The sequence below is a fragment of the Embleya sp. NPDC005971 genome (assembly GCF_040629175.1).
Taxonomy (GTDB): Bacteria; Actinomycetota; Actinomycetes; order Streptomycetales; family Streptomycetaceae; genus Embleya.
In genome coordinates this window covers 7,882-28,062 of sequence record NZ_JBEXUX010000064.1, presented here as the reverse complement: position 1 = coordinate 28,062, position 20,181 = coordinate 7,882, and the positions used below count along the sequence as shown (strand labels likewise).

Sequence of the window (20,181 nt, the reverse complement as noted above, 5' to 3'; positions counted from 1 at the left end):
CGGATGTCCTTGACATCACCGGTACCGACGGGAAGTTGATCACACAAATGCCCTTCGCCGACACCTCGCCACACGAGGACTACACGGCGGCGGTCGAGCGAGTGGCAGGCCGTGCCCTCGGTGTCCTCATGGACGCCGAGGGCACGGTCGTGCCCGCCGGATTCGCCCCCGCCGATCCTCGCTTGGCCGAACCCCACGACCCCGACGCCGACTTGCCCGGCCTGCGTGTCCTGGGCTCCGACGCACTCGCCCCGCACGTACTGCGCGGCACGCCGCTGCCGACCGACCAGGTCGAGGCCGCCGCCCGCGCGTTCGCCGTGTTCCCGCCCGACACGCTGGGTGCCTCGCCCGAGACCGCGTGGATCATCACCTGGCGCGACTGGGCCACCGCCCACACGCTGACCCGCTTCGGCCTGGCCATGGACGTACCCACGCCAGGCGACGGCGCACAGGTCGCCGACGCGTCGACCTGGCAGTCCTGGTCGGTACGGATGGCCCAACTCTCCTCCCTGGCCCTGCCCGGCCTGGACGGCCCGATCCACGCCGCGGCGCGGCGCAATGCCGAGTCACTGGCCCGCGGTGTGGTGCGCGCGATGTTGCGCCGCGACTACCGCACCGCCGCCCGAATCGCGCGCTGGCTCGCGCTGTTGGCCGCCGACGGCGTCGCCTTCCCCCTGGAGTTGGACCCACTGCTGCGGCACGTGCGCCTGTTCGGCGGCGGCAGCACCCGCACCGTGCTGGACACCCGTATCGCCCAACACGTCACCGGACTGGAGGACTCATGACCGGGGGACTCGCGCGCGGTGACGTGCTCAAGACCGCCCACACGATCGGCTCGCGGGCCCTGCGCTGGTTGCACGACAACGCGCGGTTCGGCCCGTTGCCCACGCACACCGTGGTCGACTTCAACGACCAGGACAGCGCGTACAAGCCGCTCGGCGAAATGGCGTTGGCCTGCTCGCTGGTGCTGCGCGAGGGCGTCGCCGGGCCCGGTGACCTGGCCGCCGCCCGCGCGTTGGTCGAGTTCGCGTGGGGACAGTTCCGCGACGGGGACTTCCTGTACGAACGCCAGGTGCGGCACCCGTTGGTGACCGATCCGCTGGAGACGTACGCGCACTTCGTCCGGGCCGGCATCCGACACGAGCGGATGGATCGTCTGCTGGCGCATCTGAGCGAGCTGCGGTCGGTGCACGCGATCGAGATGATGCCCAACCGCCGACTCGCGGTGGCCAACGCGAGTCGGGTCGCGGGGTTGACCCATCGACCGGACTGGCCCGCGCTCGCCGCCGATACGTGGCTGGGGATGACCCCCGAGCCGTGGGTGATCGACTGGATGACCGCGTACCACATGACGCACGCGGTGTTCCACATCACCGACTGGGGGGCGCACCCCGAGCTGTTGCCCACCGAGATCCGCGACTACCTGCGGGTGTGGTTGCCGGTCTGGGTCGACGTGTGGGCCGAGGTCGCCCAATACGACCTGGTGGGCGAGTTGTTGATCGTCGACGCGTGCCTGGCCGAACCGGTGTGCGACGCCCAGGGCTGGCAGACCCTCGCGGCGGCGCAACATCCCAGCGGACTGCTCCCGCGCGACGCGGACCCGGTGGACGAGGATCCGGAGCGGGCGTTCAAGGACCACGAACACACGGCGGTGGTGGCGATCGTGGCCGGCACCGTCACGCTGGCCCGTTCGTTGGGCACCGCGCCCGCGCCCACACTCGGGTGAGCGACGCGTACGCGGCGCCGATCGTGCCGCTGCTGCGGGCCACCCCGGCGTCGAGTGCGCTCGTGGTGGCCACCGTCCGGGCGGGCGAACCCTCGGTGGTGTGTCGCGGGTCGGCGGTGGACGCGGACTCCCGTTTCGAACTGGGCTCGGTGACCAAGACGTTCACCGCGCTGTTGCTCGCCGACGCGGTCGCGCGCGGGGAGGCCCGGTTGGACGATCCGCTGATCACCTACCTGCCGCCGACCGCGCGACCGCGCTGGTCCTCGAACGTCACGCTGCTGCACCTGGCCACGCACACCTCGGGGCTGCCCCGGCTCCCGCGCGGTTCGCTGCGCACGGCACTGCCGGCGTGGTACTCGAATCCGTACGCGGGCTACGACGAGAAGCGGCTGTTCGCGCTGCTGGGCCGGGCCCGGCCACACGCGCGTCCGGGCACCCGGGTGTGCTATTCGAACCTGGGCGTGGGCCTGCTCGGGCACGCGCTCGCGCGGGCCGCCGGGCAGCCCTACCCGGATCTGCTGGTCGCCCGACTGGGTGTGCCGCTGGGCCTGACGATGACCACGTGCGACCCGAACGGGCCGCAGGTGACCGGGTATCTGCACGGCCGGCCGCGACCGCCGTGGCGGATGCCGGGGCTGCCGGCGGCGGGGGCACTGCGCAGCACCGGGACGGACCTGACCCGGTATCTCGCCGCACACCTGGCGCCGGCCGACGTGCAACCGGCCACGCTCGCCGAGGCGTTGGTCCGGGTGCGGCAACCGCGGTTGATCCCGCCGCACTCCGACGATCGGCTCTGTCTGGTCTGGAACCTGCGCCCCCGCACCGGGCACGATCTGATCTTCCATGGTGGAGCGACGCGCGGCTTCAGCGCGTTCGTCGGTTTCAGCCCGCAGGCCGGGGTCGGGCTGGCGGCACTGGTGAACACTGCGGCGGGGCCGCGGGCACCGTTCGTCCAGGTCGCCTACGAATGCCTGCGCGACCTCGCGGCGACGGCTATGGCGGACTGAACCCGAACCGGCGCGCCGGGTATCGAGGTTCGAAGGAACGGGCGGGTGTCTCGGCACCGGCGGCGGGATCCGGTCGCGTCCCGGACAGCCGGGAACGCGGCTCGAACTCCCCTGCCCGGCCGGGCGATCGGTGTACCCGGCCGGGCCGCCGGCCACGTCCCGGCGCCGGTGGGCGCGGGGGTGGGCGGCCCGGCCGGATCGGTGGTTACCCGTTCTCCCCCTCGCCGTCCAGCGCGTCGGCGATCGCGCGCAGCCAGATCACCACCGCCTCGGCGCCCGGGTCGACGGTGCCGATCGCCCGGTCACCGAGGTAGCTGCTGCGGCCCCGGCGGGCGCTGTGGCCGGCCGTCTCCTCGGTGCCGGCCGCGGCCGCGTCGATCGCCTCGGCCAGACTCGCGCCGCCCACGAGCGCCTCACCCGCCGGTATCAGGGCGTCCAGCATGGTCCGGTCGCCGACCTGCGCACCGCCGAGTTCGCCGATCGCCCGCGCCCCCGCGGCCAGTGCCTCGCGCCACCCGCGCGGCCCGGTGTCCTGCGCGACGACCGCGGCCGCACGCAGCAGCAGCACCGAGTACAGCGGACCGGACGTGCCGCCGAGCGCCCGCCGCACGGTGTCCGCCAGGCCGCGCAGCACGGCGGCCGGCGTACCGCCGCCGTACCCGGGCAACTCGCGCCGGATCGCCTCCGCCCCGCGCTCCAGACTGATGCCCAGGTCGCCGTCGCCGACGATCCGGTCCAGCTCGGTCAGGTGCGGTTCGGCCTCGGTCAGCGCCGCGCACACGGCCTCGATCGCGCGGGTCAGCGGGGTCGGTTCGGTCAGCGGGGTGCCGGCGTCGGCGCTGCCGGGCGCGGGCGCGGCCGGCAGCACGGTGACCGCGCCCACCCGGCCGACCACCGGGGTCGGCCAGGCCGGCGCCGAGGTGGCCGCGTCCAGTCGGGCCAACCGCGCGTCGTCGACCCGGAGCAGGGACAGCGACATGCCGGCCATCTCCAGCGCGGTCAGGAACGGGCCGCGCCAGGCTCGTTCCAGGACCAGGCCCCGACGCGCGAGGTCGTGCACCGCGCCGCGCAGCACGATGTCCAGTTCCATCGTGGGCGTGCCGCCGAGGTTGTTGACCAGCAGCGCGACCCGGTCGCCGGCGGCCAGGCCGGTCTCCCCGACGATCCGGTCGAGCAGTTCGGTGACGAAGTCGTCGGCGGGGGCGATCCTGTCCCGCCGCACGCCCGCCTCGCCGTGGATGCCCAGGCCCAGTTCGACCTCGTCCTCGCCGAGTTCGAACCCGGGCCGGCCGGCCGCCGGCACCGTGCACGGGGTCAGCGCGACGCCCATCGTGCCGACCGCGCGCGCCGCGGCCGTCGCCTCGGCCGCGACCTCGGCCAGACTCGCGCCGGCCTCCGCCGCCGCGCCCGCGACCTTGTGCACGAACACCGTCCCGGCGATCCCGCGTCGGCCCGCGGTGTCGTCGCCGGTCGCGAGCGCCACGTCGTCGGCGACCACGACGGTCTCGACCGCGATCCCCTCGGCCCGCGCCAGCTCGGCGGCGAGCCCGAAGTTGAGCCGGTCCCCGGTGTACGACTTGACCACCAGCAACACGCCCGCCGGTCCGGCGACCGTGCGGATCGCGGCCAGGATGGTGTCGGTGGACGGGGAGGTGAACACGTCCCCCGACACGGCCGCGGTGAGCATCCCGGGCCCGACATAGCCCGCGTGCGCGGGTTCGTGGCCGGCTCCGCCACCGGAGATCACCGCGACTCGGCCGCGCTCGGCGTGGGCCAGGGCGTCGGCGCGCAGCGCGACGTTCGCATCGGCCAGCAGCGCGATGTCGGGATGGGCGAGGGCGAGTCCCTCGAGCATCTCGGGGACGACGTCGCGGGCGGCGTTGATCAGCTTCTTCATGGCTGAATCTCTACCTTCAAGCGCACCGGACCAACCCCATCGGGGGCGCGCGGATCACGCGCGATCGGGTGCGTTGTCCGGTGTCCCGGCCGACCCCGGTGCCTGTTACTCCATGGACACCGGCGCACGCACCTTCCGGGAGGCGCTCGGGCGCGGGACGCCGTCCACCGACACGCAGATCCCGTAGACCCGGGCCTGCGACGTCCAGCCGTTGGCGCGGCCCCGGTTGTTGCTGATCTGCACGCGCGCACGGGCGCCGTCCAGCGCGGAGACCAGGTGGAGGTACATCTTTCCGGCGACCCGGGCGAGCACGATGTCACCGATTTCGAGGCGGGCCGGGTCGACCGGCGCGACGGTCACGAGTTGGCGACTGCGAATAAGCGGGACCATGGAGGCCCCGCGCGGGCGAAACTCGACGGTGGCGCCGTGCGCCACCTTGGCGGCCATGCTGTCCATCATCCCCATCGCGCACCAGGATGACGGATGAACGCCGAGCCTGCCACGGGTTTTTTCGCGCCGTCGGGCAGCCTGCCCGACGCCCTCTTGGCGAACCCGGTTGCCGGGAAATGCGGGGGCCGGACACAATTGCCCGACCAACGAACGGCGGCGGCGACGGTTGCGGCGACCGCCCGTACCACCAGCGGGGGCACGTGTGATCGGGACCGGCGCGATACTCGGGGTGAGCGCGGTGGCGCTCGGGATGGTGCTGACGCCCGGGCCGAACATGATGTACGTGACCTCGCGCAGCATCACCCAGGGCCGCCGGGCCGGCCTGGTGTCGCTGCTCGGCGTGGGGCTCGGCTTCCTGATCTACATGTCGATGGCCAACCTCGGTCTGTCCGCGGTGTTCCTGGTGGTGCCGGAGTTGTACACGGCGGTCAAGCTCGCCGGCGCGGCCTATCTCGGCTGGCTCGCCTGGCAGGCGCTGCGGCCCGGTGGCGTGTCGGCGTTCGCGCCGCAGGAACTGGCGCCGGACTCGAATCGGCGGCTGTTCACCATGGGTCTGTTGACGAACCTGTTGAACCCCAAGGCCGCGATCATGTACCTGTCGCTGATCCCGCAGTTCGTCGATCCGGCCGCCGGACACGTGCTGCTCCAGGGATTCGCGCTGGGCAGCATCCAGATCCTGATCAGTCTCACGGTGAACACGATCCTGGTGCTCGCGGCCGGCACCATCGCGGTGTTCCTGGCCCGGCGGCCGTCCTGGCTGCGGATCCAGCGCTACCTGATGGGCACCGTCCTGGGCGGACTCGCGATCAAGCTGGCCACCGATCGGAGCCACCCGGCCACCGCGTAACCGGCGCCGCGGCCTATCCGGCCCGGTCCGGCGCGGGTGCCGGCTCGGGCGCGGGTGCCGGGGCGGTGCGCTTGCGGGCCACCTCGCGTGCGTACTCGGGCAGTTCCGCGACGTCGAGCAGTCGTGGCAGCAGGTCGGCCTCGGTGGTCAGGGCCCGGAAACACTCGCCGATGGTGAGGTCGTGGGCGGGGCGGGAGACGATCGTGATCCCGTCCCCCGCGACGATCTCGCCCGGTTCGATCACCCGAAGGTAGGTGCCCGGCAGGGCGCGTTCGGTGAACCTGCGTACCCAGCGCCGCTCGTCCAGCCACAGCGCGAAGGTCGCACACGGGATGCGCGGGGCGGACACCTCCAACAGCGGTCCGGCGGCGCCCACTCGCCAGCGCTCACCGATCAGCGCGGCCTCCAGGTCCAGGCCGGAGGTGGTGAGGTTCTCGCCGAAGCTGCCGTTGCCCAGTTCGCGCCCGAGCTCGCCGGCCCACATGTCGAGGTTCTCGCGGCCATAGGCGTAGACGGCCTGATCGTGTCCGCCGTGGTGTTGTCGGTCGAATACCCGGTCGCCGACCAGGCCGCTGCCCGGTTCCTCGGCTCCGGGTCCGGGCGGGCGCACGGAGACCGCGTGGTCGACGGGTCGTTTGTCGATCCCGGTCGTTTCGACCCCGGACCCGGTCGGGTTGGGGCGCGGCCGGGCCAGGTTCACCGATATCACGTGCGGCATGTCCGCAGGCTACCGGGCCGGCGGCGGCCGGGATCGGGCCGATTGCGCGAGCGCCGACCGCGTATCCGTGCCGGACCGGGGCAAAAAGCTGATATCGGCGCCCTCGGGGACGCCGCGGCCCGTCTGTCCGGGCTTCAGGGAGGGACCACGACATGAGTTCGCTGTCGAAGACGCTCAAGAAGATCCAGGGTTACATCCGCCGCAATCCGCGTCAGGTCGAGCAGGGCCGTCGGCTCGTGCGCGACCGGCTCGGCCGTCGGCGCGGCGGCAGCGGGCAGGGCCCGGGCAACCCGCCGAGCAACTCGCCCGACAACACCGGCTGATCCGACGATCCGGGGCGAACGTGCCGCGCTCGTCGGCGAGTCCGGTGCGTTCACCCCGGATTTTCGTGCGCGCGGCCCGGGTTCACGGGCGGGCGCCCCGGGTCTCCGTGATCGAGCGCGGCGACGCTCATCCGATCAGGGTGCGTTTGGCTCGCACGACACAGAATTCGTTGCCCTCGGGGTCGGCCAGTACCGTCCACGACTCGTCGCCGGTCTGGCCGACGTCCACGCGGCGGGCGCCGAGGGCGAGGACCCGCTCGATCTCCGCCTCCCGCTCGCCGGGTCCGGCGCCCGGGGTCAGGTCCAGGTGCAGCCGGTTCTTGACCGCCTTGACCTCGGTCACCGGCATGAAACAGATGCCGATCGGCGCGCCCGGCTCGGTCCCGACGACCACCTCGCGCTCGCGCTCCGACAGGATCTCCCACCCCAGCACGTCGGCCCAGAAGCGGGCGAGGCCGGGCAGGTCGTGTGCGTCGATCACGATGTGATGCAGCGAAATGGCCATGCCCGCCATTGTGTGCCGCGGGATCGAGCGGGCCAACGGGATTACCGCCCGCGGGCGCGGCCGCTCGTTCCGTCGCCGGCGCGGCCTCCGCCGGTAGCGAAAAGGGTGTTCGTGTCACACTGGCCCGCATGCCGAAGTCCGCCGCCGAGGTGCGCGCACATCTGGAGACGTTCTACGACGCGGTCGCACGTCGGGCCGCTCACGCGGAGACATTCGGCGGACTGACCCTGTTCGTCCGGGATGGCCAGGGCTGGCCCCGGTACGCACGTCCCACGCTCGGCGGCTCCGTCGAGCCCACCGCCGCGGATGTACGCGCGGTGCGGGCACGACAGAGAGAGTTGAAAGTGCCCGAGTCGTTCGAATGGGTCGACGAGACCACCCCCGCGCTGCGCGCGGCCGCGATCGAGGCCGAGTTGCATGTGCACGAGCACCCGCTGATGGTGCTCGATCCCGCCGAACGCCCCGCCGAACGACCGTTCCTGCCGGACCTGGTGACGGTGCGTCGGATCCGGGCGGACGCGACCGATCTGGCGATCGTGCACAGCGTCGCGGCGGTCGGCTTCGCGAATCCGGGCACCGCGTCCGGCACCGACGGTCCGACCGAGCGGGACACCGCCGCCCTGGGCCAGGACCCGGACCTGCTGTCCTACCTCAACGAGCGGCTGCGCTCCGGCGAGACGGTGATGTACGCCGCGTACGGCCCGACCGGACCGTTGTGCGTGGGCAGCTACCAGCATCTGTACGACACCACCGAGATCGTCGGCGTGGCCACCCTCCCCGCGGCCCGACGCGGCGGCCTCGCGGCGGCGGTGACCTGGGAGCTGGCCGGGCACGCGCTCGACGACGGGAGCGAGACGGTGTTCCTGTCCGCGGGCGACGAGGACGTGGCCCGGATGTACGGCCGGCTCGGCTTCCGGTCGGTGGGCACCTCGATGATCGCGGACGCGCCGTGAGCGGGCCGGAACCCGAGCCGGCTCCCGAGCGGCCGCTCGTGCTGCCGATCCCGCCGGGCCGCAATCCCACCGCCGCCGAGATGGCCGCCGCACACGGCCGGAGCATCCCGGACGTGATCGGGCCCAACCTTCGGGTGTTGTTCTGCGGGATCAACCCGGGCCTGTGGTCCGGGGCCACCGACCGGCACTTCGCCCGACCCGGAAACCGGTTCTGGCCCGCGCTGTACGCGAGCGGGTTCACGCCCCGGCTGCTCGCGCCGACCGAGCAGCAGCGGTTGCTCGCACTCGGCCTCGGCATCACCAACGTGGTGGCCCGCACCACCGCCCGCGCGGACGAGTTGACCAAGGACGAGTACCGGGCGGGCGGCGCGGCGCTCACCGCCCGGGTGCACGCGTACCGACCGGCCTGGCTGGCGGTGCTGGGCATCGGTGCGTACCGGACCGGCTTCGGCCGGCCCAAGGCGGTGGTCGGCCGGCAGCCCGAGACGATCGGCGACACCGGGATCTGGGTGTTGCCCAATCCCAGCGGCCTGAACGCGCACTGGACGGCGGCGGCGCTGGCCGAGGCGTTCGCCGAACTGCGGGTGGCGAGCGATCCGGACCCGGGCCCGGATTCGGCGGCCCCACCCGGACCGGGCGGCGCGCCGCCCGCGTGACGGGCGGGTCGGGTCCGTTTCGACGACCTGTATCCGAGTCGACACGTCAACCGACCGAGTGGCATCACCCGGTTGGTGGTTACTTCACGCCGTCTTGCACGGTTGGGTCGGCATGAAGATCCTGCGAGCCCCGTTCGGGCCGTGGCCCACCGAGACGTTCGAGACCCCCGTTTACGAGGCGTTGGTCGCCGAGTGGCGCGACTCGGGTCGGGAGGTGCCGCGACCGGTGGACCGACCGCACGACCGACCGGCCCGGCACGCGCGCCCGGCCCGGCCCGGGCCGCGCACCGGTCGCCCCTGATCCGCGCACCGCGCGTCCCACGCGTCCCGGGGCGAACCACCCCACCGCCGCCCCGGCGGCGGTCCGTGGTACGTCGAGAATCGCGACACGACACAACACCTGGGGGTGCGACGACCACCCCGCCACTACATATATGCTCTGCGACGTAGCTGGTTCGCCGTTCCGAGTTCAGCGGAACGGCGAGGCAAGAGGGAACCCGGTGCGAAGCCGGGACTGCCCCGCAACGGTGAGCGGGAACGAACGTCGTCCTGGAGCGCCGAACGCCGAGAGGCATTCGGGGCCCGACGACCATGGGGAACTCCGCGGTCCGCCGAGCACGTCGTGCCCGGTGGTGCCCCGGCATGCCCGCGAGTCCGAATACCTGCCGGCTGCCCGTGCCCTCGGGCGCGGGGTCACTGTACGTACGAGCTCGCGAGGAGAGAGCACGTGACCGTTGTGGACAGCGTGGGCACGACCCGGATGCGGATCGACGAAAGCCCCGAGGAGCAACTCGCGACCCTGGTGCGCACCCAGGCGCGCGATCTGCCGGAGGTCGATCCGGATCGGGTCGTCCGCCGGGTCGTCGCGGGTCTGAACGAGGGCGCGGACCGGGCCGCCGCCGCGGACCTGGCGGTGCGTACCGCCGCCGAACTGATCGCCGAGGAGCCCGGCTACTCGCGGCTCGCCGCGCGCCTGCTCGCCGGCCGGATCGCCGACGAGGCGTTCGAGGCCGGCGCCGGTTCGTTCAGCGCCGGCATCGCGCTGGGCCGCCGGGAGGGCATCATCGGCGCGGAGACCGCGGCGTTCGTCGCCCGGCACGCCGCCGAGTTGGACGCCGCCGTGGACGTCGAGGGCGACCGCCGGTTCGAGTACTTCGGCCTGCGCACCGTGTACGACCGCTACCTGCTGCGCCACCCGGTCTCGCGCAAGGTGGTCGAGACACCGCAACACTTCCTGCTGCGCGTCGCATGCGGCCTGGCCCAGGAGCCCGGCGAGGCGATCGGCTTCTACCGGCTGATGTCCTCGCTGGCCTACCTGCCCAGTTCGCCGACGTTGTTCAACTCCGGCACGGTGCACACCCAGATGTCCTCGTGCTACCTGCTCGACTCGCCCAAGGACGAGCTGGAGTCGATCTACGAGATGTACGGGCGGATCGCCCGGCTGTCGAAGTTCGCCGGCGGCATCGGTGTGGCCTGGTCGCGGGTGCGTTCGCGCGGCTCGCTGATCCGGGGCACCAACGGGCACTCCAACGGCATCGTGCCGTGGCTCAAGACGCTCGACTCGTCGGTGGCCGCGGTCAACCAGGGCGGCCGGCGCAAGGGCGCGGCCTGCGTCTACCTGGAGACCTGGCACCCGGACATCCTGGAGTTCCTCGAACTGCGCGAGAACACCGGCGAGGACGCGCGCCGCGCGCACAACCTCAACCTGGCCAACTGGGTGCCGGACCTGTTCATGCGCCGGGTCGAGGAGGACGGCGTCTGGTCGCTGTTCGACCCGAACGAGCTGCCCGAACTGCCGGACCTGTGGGGCGCCGAGTTCGACAAGGTCTACGAAGCCGCCGAGCGGGACGGCCGGTTCGTCCGGCAGTTGCCCGCCCGCGACCTGTACGCCCGGATGATGCGCACGCTCGCGCAGACCGGCAACGGCTGGATGACCTTCAAGGACGCCGCCAACCGCACCTGCAACCAGGCCGCGGAGCCGGGCAACGTGGTGCACCTGTCCAACCTGTGCACCGAGATCCTGGAGGTCACCAGCGACGGCGAGACGGCCGTGTGCAACCTCGGCTCGGTCAACCTCGGCGCGCACGTGGTCGCCGGGGAGGGCATGGACTGGGACAAGCTGCGCGCGACGGTCCGCACCGCGGTGGTCTTCCTGGACCGCGTGATCGACATCAACTACTACCCGACCGAGCAGGCCGCCGCGTCCAACCCGCGCTGGCGTCCGGTGGGTCTGGGTCTGATGGGCCTGCAGGACGTGTTCTTCACGCTCGGCCTGCCGTTCGACTCGGCCGAGGCGCGCGAGTTGTCCACGCTGATCTCCGAGGAGATCTACCTCACCGCGCTGGAGACCTCCTCGGCGCTCGCCGAGGTGCACGGCCCGCACCCGGCCTACGCCGAGACGCACGCCGCGCGCGGTCGGCTCCAGCCGGACCTGTGGGAGGGCGTGTACCCCACGCAGACCAAGCGCTGGGACGCGCTGCGCACCCGGGTGGCCGAGCACGGGTTGCGCAACTCGCTGCTGGTGGCGATCGCGCCGACCGCGACGATCGCCTCGATCGCGGGCGCCTACGAGTGCATCGAGCCGCAGGTGTCGAACCTGTTCAAGCGCGAGACGTTGTCCGGCGAGTTCCTCCAGATCAACGCCTACCTGGTGCGCGAGCTCAAGGCCCGCGGCCTGTGGACCCCGCAGGTCCGCGACCGGATCAAGCGTGCCGAGGGCTCGGTCCAGGGCATCGCCGAACTCCCGGCCGACGTGCGCGAGTTGTACCGCACCGCGTGGGAGCTTCCGCAGCGCGCGCTGATCGACCTGGCGGCGGCTCGTTCGCCGTACATCGACCAGTCGCAGTCGCTGAACCTGTTCATGGCCGACCCGACCATCGGCAAGCTGTCCTCGATGTATCGCTACGCGTGGTCGACCGGCCTGAAGACCACGTACTACCTGCGTTCGCGCCCCGCGACGCGGATCCAGCAGGCGACCGTGCCGGCCCAGGCGGCGGCCGCACCGGTCGAGGAGATCTCGGACCTCGAGGTCATCGCCTGCTCGCTGGAGAACCCCGAAGCCTGTGAGGCGTGCACGTGAGCCTGCTCGATCCCGGAATGAACCTCACGCTGCGTCCGATGCAGTATCCGGACTTCTACGAGAAGTACCGCGCGGCGATCCGCAACACCTGGACGGTCGAAGAGGTCGACCTGCACAGCGACCTCGCCGACCTGGACAAGCTCAGCCCGGCCGAACGCCACCTCGTGCAGCGCCTGGTCGCGTTCTTCGCGACCGGTGACACGATCGTGGCGAACAACCTGGTGCTGAACCTGTACCGGCACATCAACTCGCCCGAGGGCCGGTTGTACCTGTCGCGGCAACTCTTCGAAGAGGCCGTCCATGTGCAGTTCTACCTGACCCTGCTGGACACCTACATGCCCGACCACGAGGAGCGCGAGCAGGCGTTCGCCGCGGTCGAGCACATTCCCTCGATCCGGCGCAAGGCGGAGTTCTGCTTCCGCTGGATCGACTCGGCGATGGGCCTGGACCGGCTCGAATCGCGGGAGGACCGGCGGCAGTTCCTGCTCAACCTGATCTGCTTCGCGGCGTGCATCGAGGGCCTGTTCTTCTACGGCGCCTTCGCCTACGTCTACTTCCTGCGCTCGCGCGGGCTGCTCAACGGTCTCGCCTCGGGCACCAACTGGGTCTTCCGCGACGAGTCCGCGCACATGGACTTCGCCTTCTCCGTCGTGGAGACGGTGCGGGCCGAGGAGCCGGACCTGTTCGACGACGAACTCGCCGAGGACGTCCGGCGCATGCTGGCCGAGGCGGTCGAGGCGGAGACGGCGTTCGCCGAGGATCTGCTCCAGGGCGGCGTGTCCGGGATGACGGTCGCGGACATGCGCTCCTACCTGGAGCACGTGGCCGACCGCCGGCTGGCCCAATTGGGCATGGCCCCGGTCTACGGCTCGGCGAACCCGTTCGGCTTCATGGAGCTCCAGGACGTGCAGGAGTTGTCCAACTTCTTCGAGCGGCGGGTCTCCGCGTACCAGGTCGCGGTCACCGGATCGGTGTCTTTCGACGAGGACTTCTGAGCCTGCGGCACCGCACACGACGAGAGCGCCTGTCGTCCCGGAAACGGGCCGGCACGGCGCTCTCGTCGTGTGCGGGCGGCCGTGCCGGCGGATCCGCTCAAGGGCGTGCCGTCGCCCGGCGGCGCAGGACCGCGGCGGTGGCCTCGTCGGCGGGCAGGAACGCCTCCAGATGCAGTTCGGCCAGGGTGACGTCGGTGGCCGTCGCGAAGGACGTCAGCGTGGTCAGCAGGCGCAGCTCGCCCGCGCCGTCGGGCTCGGCCAGGCGCAGCGGGACCGCGAAGCCCAGGTGGTCGGGGCCGAGTTCGGCATCCGGGACGTAGCCGCGCAGTTCCTCGATGAAGGCGTCCAGGAGCGGATCCGGGCTGCGCAGCGCCTGGGCGCGCATGTTCTCCAGCACGTGCCGGCCCCACGCGTTCAGGTTGCGCACCCGCGGCGCCATGCCCTCGGGATGCAGCATCAGCCGCAACATGTTCATCGGGGACCGGAGCAGTTCCGGGGACGCTCCCTCGGTCAGCACGTCGATCGCCGCGTTCGCGGCCACGATCTGCCCGTACGGACGCAACACCATCGCCGGGTAGGGCAGATGGCCTTCGAGGACCGCGCGTAGCGCGTCGTGGACCGGGCGCAACATCGGTGCGTCCAGGTCGGATTCGGGGAAGACCGGCGCGTATCCGGCGGTGTGCAGCAGCGCGTTGCGCTCGCGCAGGGACAGGCCGAGCGATTCGGCGAGTCGGATGATCATCGTGCGGCCGGGGCGGGATCGGCCGCTCTCGATGAAGCTGAGATGCCGTTGGGAGGTCTCCGCGCGGGCGGCGAGTTCGAGTTGGCTCAGCCGTCGGGCGGTGCGCCAGCGGCGCAACTCGGCGGGGAAGTCCGGGCCGTGGGTCCGGGTCGTCGTGGTGCTCATGGGGCAGTTCTAGGCAGCCGAGGGTATCGCCGGCAATTCCCTCGCGGGAATTGTCCGGCTCGGGCGCCGCTCGCATGATCCTTCCCACGGCCCGCCGAACGGGTGGGCCGATCGGTCCGGGAGGGCACCTTGATGAAGAGATGTCACCTGCGGCCCGGTGCCGGCATCGACGGCCTCGCCCTGCGTGGGCACGAGCGGCCGGAGCCGGGCCCCGGTGAGGTGTCGGTCCGGATCCGGGCGACCTCGCCGAGTCGGCGGGAACTGCTGGTCCTGGACGGGCACCACCCGCTGCCGGTGCTGCCGGACACCGTCCCCGGTGGTGCCGGGGTCGGCGAGGTGGTCGCGATCGGCGCGGGCGTCACCCGGGTACGGCCGGGCGACCGGGTGGCCGCGACCGTGTTCCCGGACTGGATCGACGGGCCGTTCACCCTGGATCGCGCCGCGCAGTTGGGCAGTTCGCGCGACAGCGTGCTGACCGAGTTCGCGGTGGTCGGCGAACAGGCCCTGGTGCACCTTCCCGGGCATCTGTCCTTCGCGGAGGCCGCCGCCTTCCCGCTGACCGCGGTGACCGCGTGGAACGCGTTGACCGGGGGCCGGGCGTTGTTGCCCGGCGAGACGGTGCCGACCCTGGGCACCGGTGCCGTGTCGTTGTTCGCGGTGCAGTTCGCCAAGCTCTTCGGCGCGCGGGTGATCGCCACCACGTCGAGTCCGGACAAGGCGGCGCGGCTGCGGGCTCTGGGTGCGGACGAGGTGGTCGACTACCGCGAACACCCGTGCTGGGGCGAGCGGGTGCGGCGGGTGAGCGGCGGGCGCGGGGTCGACCGGGTGGTGGACGTCGCGGGCGAGCCGACCCAGTCGCTCGCGGCGACCGCGCTCGGCGGCGAGATCGCCTTCGCCGGGCACCGGTTGGGCGCGGACGCCTCCGACGCGTCGCCCGCCGCGGCGGCGTTGTTCGCGATGGGCGCGGTGTTGCGTCCGCTCGCGGTGGGCAGCCGGGCACAGTTCGAGACGCTGAATCGCGCGGTGGAGGTGGCCCGGCTGCGCCTGCCGATCCACCGCGAGCTCTCCTTCGACGAGGTTCCGGAGGCACTGCGCTACTACCGCCAGGGCGGCCTCATGGGCAATGTGGTGATCGACCACGCCTGAGCCCGCTGCGCGCCCGTCGCGGGTGCCGGGGTGGGCCGGCCTGGAGAACCGCGCTCATCGCTCCCGTAGGGTCGCCCGGCCCACCCGGCGCAGGTACGCGGCGCGGTTTCGCCGGCCGCCCTGGGCGCGGTCCAGTGCCAGGCCGGCCCGGCGGCCGCGCAGCGTGAGCGTCATCAGGTGGTTGCCGAACCATGGTCCGCCCAGCTTCGTCCACTCGACCGGCAGCGGGGCCAGTCGCGCGTGTCGGGCCAGGACGCGGCCCAGTCCGGTCGCGGTGCGGCCCCAGCCGAAACGGAAGCCGACCCGGATCGCGGGCGGGACCGAGTTGTGCACCGGCGAGCAGGTCAACTGGTAGACCCGGGCCGACTCGCCCCGGTCATCCCCGGCCCCCGGCCCCTCCCCCGGGACGGGCCAATACACCTCGGCCGCGTACGCGTGGTGCACGTCCCCGGACAACACGCACACGGTCGCCGGCGGCGGCCCACCCGCGCGGGGCCCGTGCAGGGCGATCCGGCCGATCAGCGCGGACAACGCCTCGAACGACTCACGGAACGCGGCCCAGTGCTCCAGGTCGCCCGCCCGTCGCAGCCACTCGCTGCACGCCGCGACCCGCGGCCCCCGGGCACCCGCGCACAGCGCCTCGTTCCACGACTCCAGGTCGTGGATGCCGTGCGGCAGCAGCCAGGGCAGCGAGGTGCCGATCAGCAGGTGGTCGTAGCCGCCCTCGTCCGCCTGTTCGGTGATCCAGGCCAGCTCGTCCGCGCCGATCATCGCCCGGCCGTCGCCGGTGAGCACGCGGCCCGCGCGCGAGTCGACCATCAACAGGCGGGTCCGGCCGAAGTCGCGTCGATAACTCCACCGCGTCCCGCTTTTGCCGTCCGCCTCGGCGTCCGCGCGCAGGGCGAACTCGTGTAGCAGCGGCCCGACATCCTCGCCCGGCGCCGCTGCCCGGACCGCCGCGAGCAGTTCGTCGCGCGCCAGCGCGGCCGGGTCGAGATTGCCCACGTGCTGGTAGATCCAGTACGACGCGAGCGCGCCCGCGATCCGCTCGGACCACCAGTCGGTGGCGGCCATCTCGGTGCGCCACGCGTGCGAGGTGTTCCAGTCGTCGATCACGTCGTGGTCGTCGAAGATCATCGCGCTCGGCACCGTGGACAACAACCAACGGATCTGTGGATCGGACCACGACTCGTGATAGAGCAGCGTGTACTCCTCGAAGTCGGCGATCTGCGGCCCCGGCGCCTTGGTCAGGTCACGCCGCCGCGCGAGCCGGTTCCGCATCGCGCGCGAGGTCTCGTCCGCGTACACCTGATCGCCGAGCAACAGCAGGGCGTCCGGCAGCGGTTCGTCCGGCGAGCGCATCAGCCGGCGGGCCAGCGTGTCCAGCGCGTCCGGGTCCATCCGGCGCTCCTCGCCCGCCTCGGTGCTCGGCGGACTCGACCAGCGACAGGACCCGAACACCACGTTCAGGTCCTGCTGGACCTCGTCCGAGGCGGTACGCAGCACGCTCGGCGGCTGGGTCGAGTGCTCCTGCGGCCAGCACACCCGCCCGTCCAGCAACACCCGGTACTCCCGCGACCGCCCGGGGGCCAGCCCGTCGAGCACCACCAGCACGTAGTGGTGCCCGAACACGTTCCAGGTGCCGGCCTCGGCCGCGCCGTCCTCGCACGCCACGGTCACCACGCACGGCCCGTCGGTCTCCACCCACACGGTGGCACTCGTACGATCCACGTGCCGCAGCACGGGACCGAGCAACAACTCGGCCATCGTCCTCGGCCCTCCCCACCCTCGTCGACGCTCTCCGCGCCAGGCGCCTGCCCGGAACGGCCGGCACCAATACTCGCCTGCCGACGGGCTCTTGGATACGTTGTGCGGCTCCGGTGGCCCGGCGTCGTCGAGCCGTTACCGGATGCGGCGTGGTCGAGCGGTTACGGTATGCGTGACCGAGCCGCTCCCGCGCCACATCGGAGGCCGTGTCGTGTTCGATCCGCGTCGGCGCACACCCGCGAGCAGCCGGTGACCGGGCGTTCGGCGGTCACGCGGCCGGTGTTCGACGCGCACCTGCACATCGTCGATCCGCGCTTCCCGCTCGTCGCCAATCACGGCTACCTGCCGCCGACCTTCACCGTCGCCGACTACCTGGCCCGGGTCGCCTCGCTCGGCGTGACCGGTGGCGCGGTGGTGTCCGGTTCGTTCCAGGGCCTCGATCGCACCCATCTGCTCGACGCGCTGCGCCGGCTGGGTCCGGGCTTCGTGGGGGTCGCCCGACTCCCGGCCGACGTCGCGGATCACACGATCCGCGAGCTGGACGCGGCGGGCGTGCGGGCGATCCGGTTCAACATCCGTCGTGGCGGATCCGCGCGGATCGAGGAGTTGCCCCGGCTCGCCCGACGGGTGCACGACCTGGTCGGGTGGCATGTCGAGTTGTACCTCGACGCCCGCGACCTGCCCGACCTGGCGCCCGTCGTGGCCACGCTGCCGAAGCTGAGCATCGACCACCTGGGCCTGTCCCGGGAGGGCCTGCCGCAACTGCTGCGCCTGGTCGAGCGCGGGGCCTACGTCAAGGCCACCGGTTTCGGCCGGGGCGACCTGGACGTACCCGCCGCGCTGCGGGCCGTGCTCGCCGTCGCCCCGCACGCGCTGGTGGCCGGTACCGACCTGCCGTCCACCCGGGCGCCCAGGCCGTTCCGGGACAGCGATCTCGACCTGATCGCGGAGGCGGCCGGCCCGGATCTGGCCGGCGCCGTGCTGCACGACAACGCGCGGGCCCTGTATCGGCCGCGCGGGGGCGGGGCGGGGTGACCCGGGCGGCGTCGGCGGACTGGGCGCGGTCGGGTCGGTCGACTCGGTCGACTCGGTCGGCTCGGTCGGCTCGGTCGGCTCGGTCGGCTCGGTCGGGTCGATCGGGTCGATCGGGTCGATCGGCGGCCAACGCGCGGACCGTGTCCATGTCGTCCGCCTCTGCCGCGGTCTTGTCCTCGCGGTAGCGCAGCACCCGGGCGAACCGCAGTGCCAATCCGCCCGGATAGCGGGTACTGGTCTGCAGGCCGTCGAAGGCGATCTCGACCACGAGTTCGGGCCGTACCCATACGGTCCAGTCGTCGCGGCGGACGGCCAATTCCTGCAACCGCTCGGTCTGCCACGCGAGCAACTCGTCGGTGAGCCCCTTGAACGTCTTGCCGAGCATCACGAACCCGTCCCCGCCCGGATCCCGAGCGCCCAGGTGCAGATTGCTCAGCGTCCCGCGCCGACGCCCGTGGCCCCACTCGGCGGCCAGCACCACCAGGTCCAGGGTGTGCCGCGGCTTGACCTTGACCCACCCGGCGCCGCGCCGACCCGCCGTGTAGGGGGTGTCCGGCGACTTGACCAGCACGCCCTCGTGCCCACGCGCGACCGCGTCGGCGAAGAACGCGTTCGCGGCCGCGTCGTCCCCGGTGACCAGCCGAGGCACCAACAGCCCGGCCGGCGCGAGCGCTTCGAGCGCGGCCCAGCGCTCGACGCCCGGTCGGTCGATCAGGTCCGCGCCGTCCACGTGCAACACGTCGAACAGGTACACCGTCAACGGCGTCTCGGCCCGCAGCCGCGCGGCGTCGCGGGTGCCGGTCCGGGACGCGGTGATCTGGAACGGGTGCGGCCGGCCGTCCGGGTGCAGGGCGATCGCCTCGCCGTCCAGCACCGCGGTACGCCCCGGCAGCGCGCGTACCAGCTCGACCAGTTCCGGGACGCGCGTGGTGATGTCGTCCAGGCTGCGGGTGAACACCGCGACCCGGTCGCCGTCACGGTGGATCTGTACCCGGATGCCGTCGATCTTCCATTCCAGCGCGACCTCGGTCTCCGGGTCCTTGGCCCGCAGCTTGGCCAGCGCGGCGGGCACGTCCGGCGCCGAGGCGGCCAGCATCGGGCGCACCGGGTGGCCCACCTCCAGCGTGAACGCGGCGAGCGCGGCCGTGCCGCCGGCCAGCGCCGCGGCGGCCACCGGGCCGGCGGCACCGCGCAACATCAGCGCCCGGCGTACCGCCGCCGGCGGGACCTCGGCGGCCCGCGCGACGGCGTCCGCCATCACGCCGTCCAGCGCGCCTTGGCGCACCTCGCCGACCAGCAATCCGATCAGGAACCGCTGCTCGACGGCGGTGGCCCGGGCGAACAACGCTTCGAGCAGCGCCCGTCGGGCGGCCTGCGACCCGGCGCCGGTGGTGCTCCCGATCGCCTCCAGCGCGGCATCCACCTCCAACAGCGTCAACGACGGCTCGGCGGCCGGCGCCGGCAACTCGCGCAACGCGGCGGGCCCGACCCCGATCTGCCGCTGGGTCAACGCACCGGCCAGATAGGCCACCACGACGGTCGCCTCCGCCGGATCCGCGCGCCGCAAACACCCGGCCACCAACTCCGCCTTCGCACTCCGCCCCGCCTCCCCGGCAATCTCCCGAGACGCAACGGCCACATCACCGAACAACAACCCCACACCCACCACTCCTCACGCCAACGCCATCCCCCAGCACCATCGCCCCACTCCGCCCGGTCCACACCCTGAGCAACCATCCGGCGGCGGGGTGGGGAGGGCAGGCGGGGCGGCCAGGGGGCGGGGCCGGCGAAACGGCTCGGGCGCGGGGCCCGGCGAAGCGGTCAGGGGCGGGACGCGGTGGGGCGGGGCCGGTGGGGTGGGGCGGTCATGCGCAGCGGGGGTGAGTCGGGCCCGGGGGCTGGGGAGGTCGCGGGCGGAGCGGGCCGGTTGGATCGAGTCGTGAGCCGAAATCCGACCACCGGGGCGGGGACGCGAGCGGAGCGAGACGCACCGCCCCAGACGCGAGCCGAAATCCGACCACCGGAGGCAAGAACACGAGCGCAGCGAGACACACCACCCCAGACGCGAGCCGAACCCGACCACCGGAGGCAAGAACACGAGCGCAGCGAGACACACCACCCCAGACGCGAGCCGAACCCGACCACCGGAGGCAAGAACACGAGCGCAGCG

Annotated in this window: 18 protein-coding genes, 1 pseudogene and 1 riboswitch; of the genes and pseudogenes, 12 read left to right on the top strand and 7 right to left on the bottom strand. The window is 72.6% G+C overall.

Features of this window, described 5'->3' with window-relative positions; genetic code table 11:
• Positions 1–35 precede the first annotated feature (35 nt).
• From ABZ374_RS38225 to ABZ374_RS38215, 3 genes are read left to right on the top strand one after another with little or no spacing between them, the layout of a single operon-like run.
• A complete protein-coding gene (locus ABZ374_RS38225; protein WP_360320538.1) occupies positions 36–785 on the top strand; it encodes a hypothetical protein in 750 nt (249 codons plus the stop codon).
• Positions 782–1,726, top strand: a complete 945-nt coding sequence (locus tag ABZ374_RS38220) for a hypothetical protein (RefSeq protein WP_360320535.1) — start codon at positions 782–784, stop codon at positions 1,724–1,726. Before ABZ374_RS38225 ends, ABZ374_RS38220 begins: the two co-directional genes overlap by 4 nt.
• Complete coding sequence (locus tag ABZ374_RS38215) at positions 1,723–2,733, top strand: serine hydrolase domain-containing protein (RefSeq protein ID WP_360320532.1); 1,011 nt, start codon at positions 1,723–1,725, stop codon at positions 2,731–2,733. The genes ABZ374_RS38220 and ABZ374_RS38215 overlap by 4 nt, the downstream gene beginning before the upstream one ends.
• Positions 2,734–2,938: 205 nt before the next feature.
• Here the strand turns inward: ABZ374_RS38215 and ABZ374_RS38210 are convergent, their stop codons facing one another.
• Together ABZ374_RS38210 and ABZ374_RS38205 are read right to left on the bottom strand one after the other, a co-directional pair.
• On the bottom strand, positions 2,939–4,630 hold the full coding sequence (locus ABZ374_RS38210; RefSeq protein ID WP_360320529.1) for a dihydroxyacetone kinase family protein: 1,692 nt from the start codon (positions 4,628–4,630) through the stop codon (positions 2,939–2,941).
• Positions 4,631–4,735: 105 nt separating this feature from the next.
• The gene (locus tag ABZ374_RS38205; RefSeq protein ID WP_360320526.1) at positions 4,736–5,077 is read right to left on the bottom strand and encodes a S26 family signal peptidase; all 342 of its coding nucleotides are present in this window, start codon (positions 5,075–5,077) and stop codon (positions 4,736–4,738) included.
• 253 nt (positions 5,078–5,330) lie between these two features.
• Between ABZ374_RS38205 and ABZ374_RS38200 the strand changes: the two genes are divergently transcribed.
• The gene (locus tag ABZ374_RS38200) at positions 5,331–5,927 is read left to right on the top strand and encodes a LysE family translocator (RefSeq protein ID WP_360320631.1); all 597 of its coding nucleotides are present in this window, start codon (positions 5,331–5,333) and stop codon (positions 5,925–5,927) included.
• Between the two features lie 13 nt (positions 5,928–5,940).
• Here the strand turns inward: ABZ374_RS38200 and ABZ374_RS38195 are convergent, their stop codons facing one another.
• Complete coding sequence (locus ABZ374_RS38195) at positions 5,941–6,645, bottom strand: MOSC domain-containing protein (RefSeq protein WP_360320523.1); 705 nt, start codon at positions 6,643–6,645, stop codon at positions 5,941–5,943.
• Positions 6,646–6,797: 152 nt separating this feature from the next.
• Here ABZ374_RS38195 and ABZ374_RS38190 point away from each other — a divergent pair, with 152 nt between their 5' ends.
• Complete coding sequence (locus ABZ374_RS38190; protein ID WP_360320520.1) at positions 6,798–6,968, top strand: hypothetical protein; 171 nt, start codon at positions 6,798–6,800, stop codon at positions 6,966–6,968.
• A gap of 127 nt (positions 6,969–7,095) precedes the next feature.
• Here the strand turns inward: ABZ374_RS38190 and ABZ374_RS38185 are convergent, their stop codons facing one another.
• Positions 7,096–7,473: a VOC family protein gene (locus tag ABZ374_RS38185; RefSeq protein ID WP_360320517.1), complete on the bottom strand. Its 378-nt coding sequence runs from the start codon at positions 7,471–7,473 to the stop codon at positions 7,096–7,098.
• Positions 7,474–7,601: 128 nt separating this feature from the next.
• On the opposite strand from ABZ374_RS38185, the gene ABZ374_RS38180 reads away from it, so the two are divergent.
• From ABZ374_RS38180 to ABZ374_RS38160, 5 genes are all read left to right on the top strand, one after another.
• On the top strand, positions 7,602–8,426 hold the full coding sequence (locus ABZ374_RS38180) for a GNAT family N-acetyltransferase (RefSeq protein ID WP_360320514.1): 825 nt from the start codon (positions 7,602–7,604) through the stop codon (positions 8,424–8,426).
• 80 nt (positions 8,427–8,506) lie between these two features.
• Entirely contained in the window at positions 8,507–9,082 is a 576-nt protein-coding gene (mug, locus tag ABZ374_RS38175; RefSeq protein WP_360320628.1) for a G/U mismatch-specific DNA glycosylase, read from the top strand.
• A 112-nt stretch (positions 9,083–9,194) separates the two neighbouring features.
• Positions 9,195–9,383: a hypothetical protein gene (locus ABZ374_RS38170; protein ID WP_360320511.1), complete on the top strand. Its 189-nt coding sequence runs from the start codon at positions 9,195–9,197 to the stop codon at positions 9,381–9,383.
• Between the two features lie 133 nt (positions 9,384–9,516).
• Positions 9,517–9,767: riboswitch (cobalamin riboswitch) on the top strand.
• A gap of 75 nt (positions 9,768–9,842) precedes the next feature.
• A complete protein-coding gene (locus tag ABZ374_RS38165; RefSeq protein WP_360320625.1) occupies positions 9,843–12,161 on the top strand; it encodes a ribonucleoside-diphosphate reductase subunit alpha in 2,319 nt (772 codons plus the stop codon).
• Between the two features lie 17 nt (positions 12,162–12,178).
• Positions 12,179–13,156 (top strand): ribonucleotide-diphosphate reductase subunit beta, encoded by a 978-nt coding sequence (locus ABZ374_RS38160; protein ID WP_360320622.1) that lies wholly within the window; start codon positions 12,179–12,181, stop codon positions 13,154–13,156.
• A gap of 97 nt (positions 13,157–13,253) precedes the next feature.
• Here the strand turns inward: ABZ374_RS38160 and ABZ374_RS38155 are convergent, their stop codons facing one another.
• The gene (locus ABZ374_RS38155) at positions 13,254–14,063 is read right to left on the bottom strand and encodes a helix-turn-helix transcriptional regulator (protein WP_360320508.1); all 810 of its coding nucleotides are present in this window, start codon (positions 14,061–14,063) and stop codon (positions 13,254–13,256) included.
• A 132-nt stretch (positions 14,064–14,195) separates the two neighbouring features.
• Between ABZ374_RS38155 and ABZ374_RS38150 the strand changes: the two genes are divergently transcribed.
• Positions 14,196–15,209 carry an NAD(P)-dependent alcohol dehydrogenase gene (locus ABZ374_RS38150; RefSeq protein ID WP_360320505.1) on the top strand — a complete coding sequence of 338 codons (1,014 nt, stop codon included), beginning with the start codon at positions 14,196–14,198 and terminating at the stop codon, positions 15,207–15,209.
• 54 nt (positions 15,210–15,263) lie between these two features.
• On the opposite strand, the gene ABZ374_RS38145 is transcribed toward ABZ374_RS38150, so the two are convergent.
• On the bottom strand, positions 15,264–16,976 hold the full coding sequence (locus ABZ374_RS38145; protein ID WP_360320502.1) for an alkaline phosphatase D family protein: 1,713 nt from the start codon (positions 16,974–16,976) through the stop codon (positions 15,264–15,266).
• Between the two features lie 249 nt (positions 16,977–17,225).
• On the opposite strand from ABZ374_RS38145, the gene ABZ374_RS38140 reads away from it, so the two are divergent.
• Positions 17,226–18,011 (top strand): amidohydrolase family protein, encoded by a 786-nt coding sequence (locus ABZ374_RS38140; RefSeq protein ID WP_360320499.1) that lies wholly within the window; start codon positions 17,226–17,228, stop codon positions 18,009–18,011.
• Positions 18,012–18,138: 127 nt separating this feature from the next.
• Here the strand turns inward: ABZ374_RS38140 and ABZ374_RS38135 are convergent.
• Positions 18,139–19,665 (bottom strand): annotated as a pseudogene (locus tag ABZ374_RS38135) (ATP-dependent DNA ligase); the annotation flags it as partial.
• Positions 19,666–20,181: the final 516 nt, after the last annotated feature.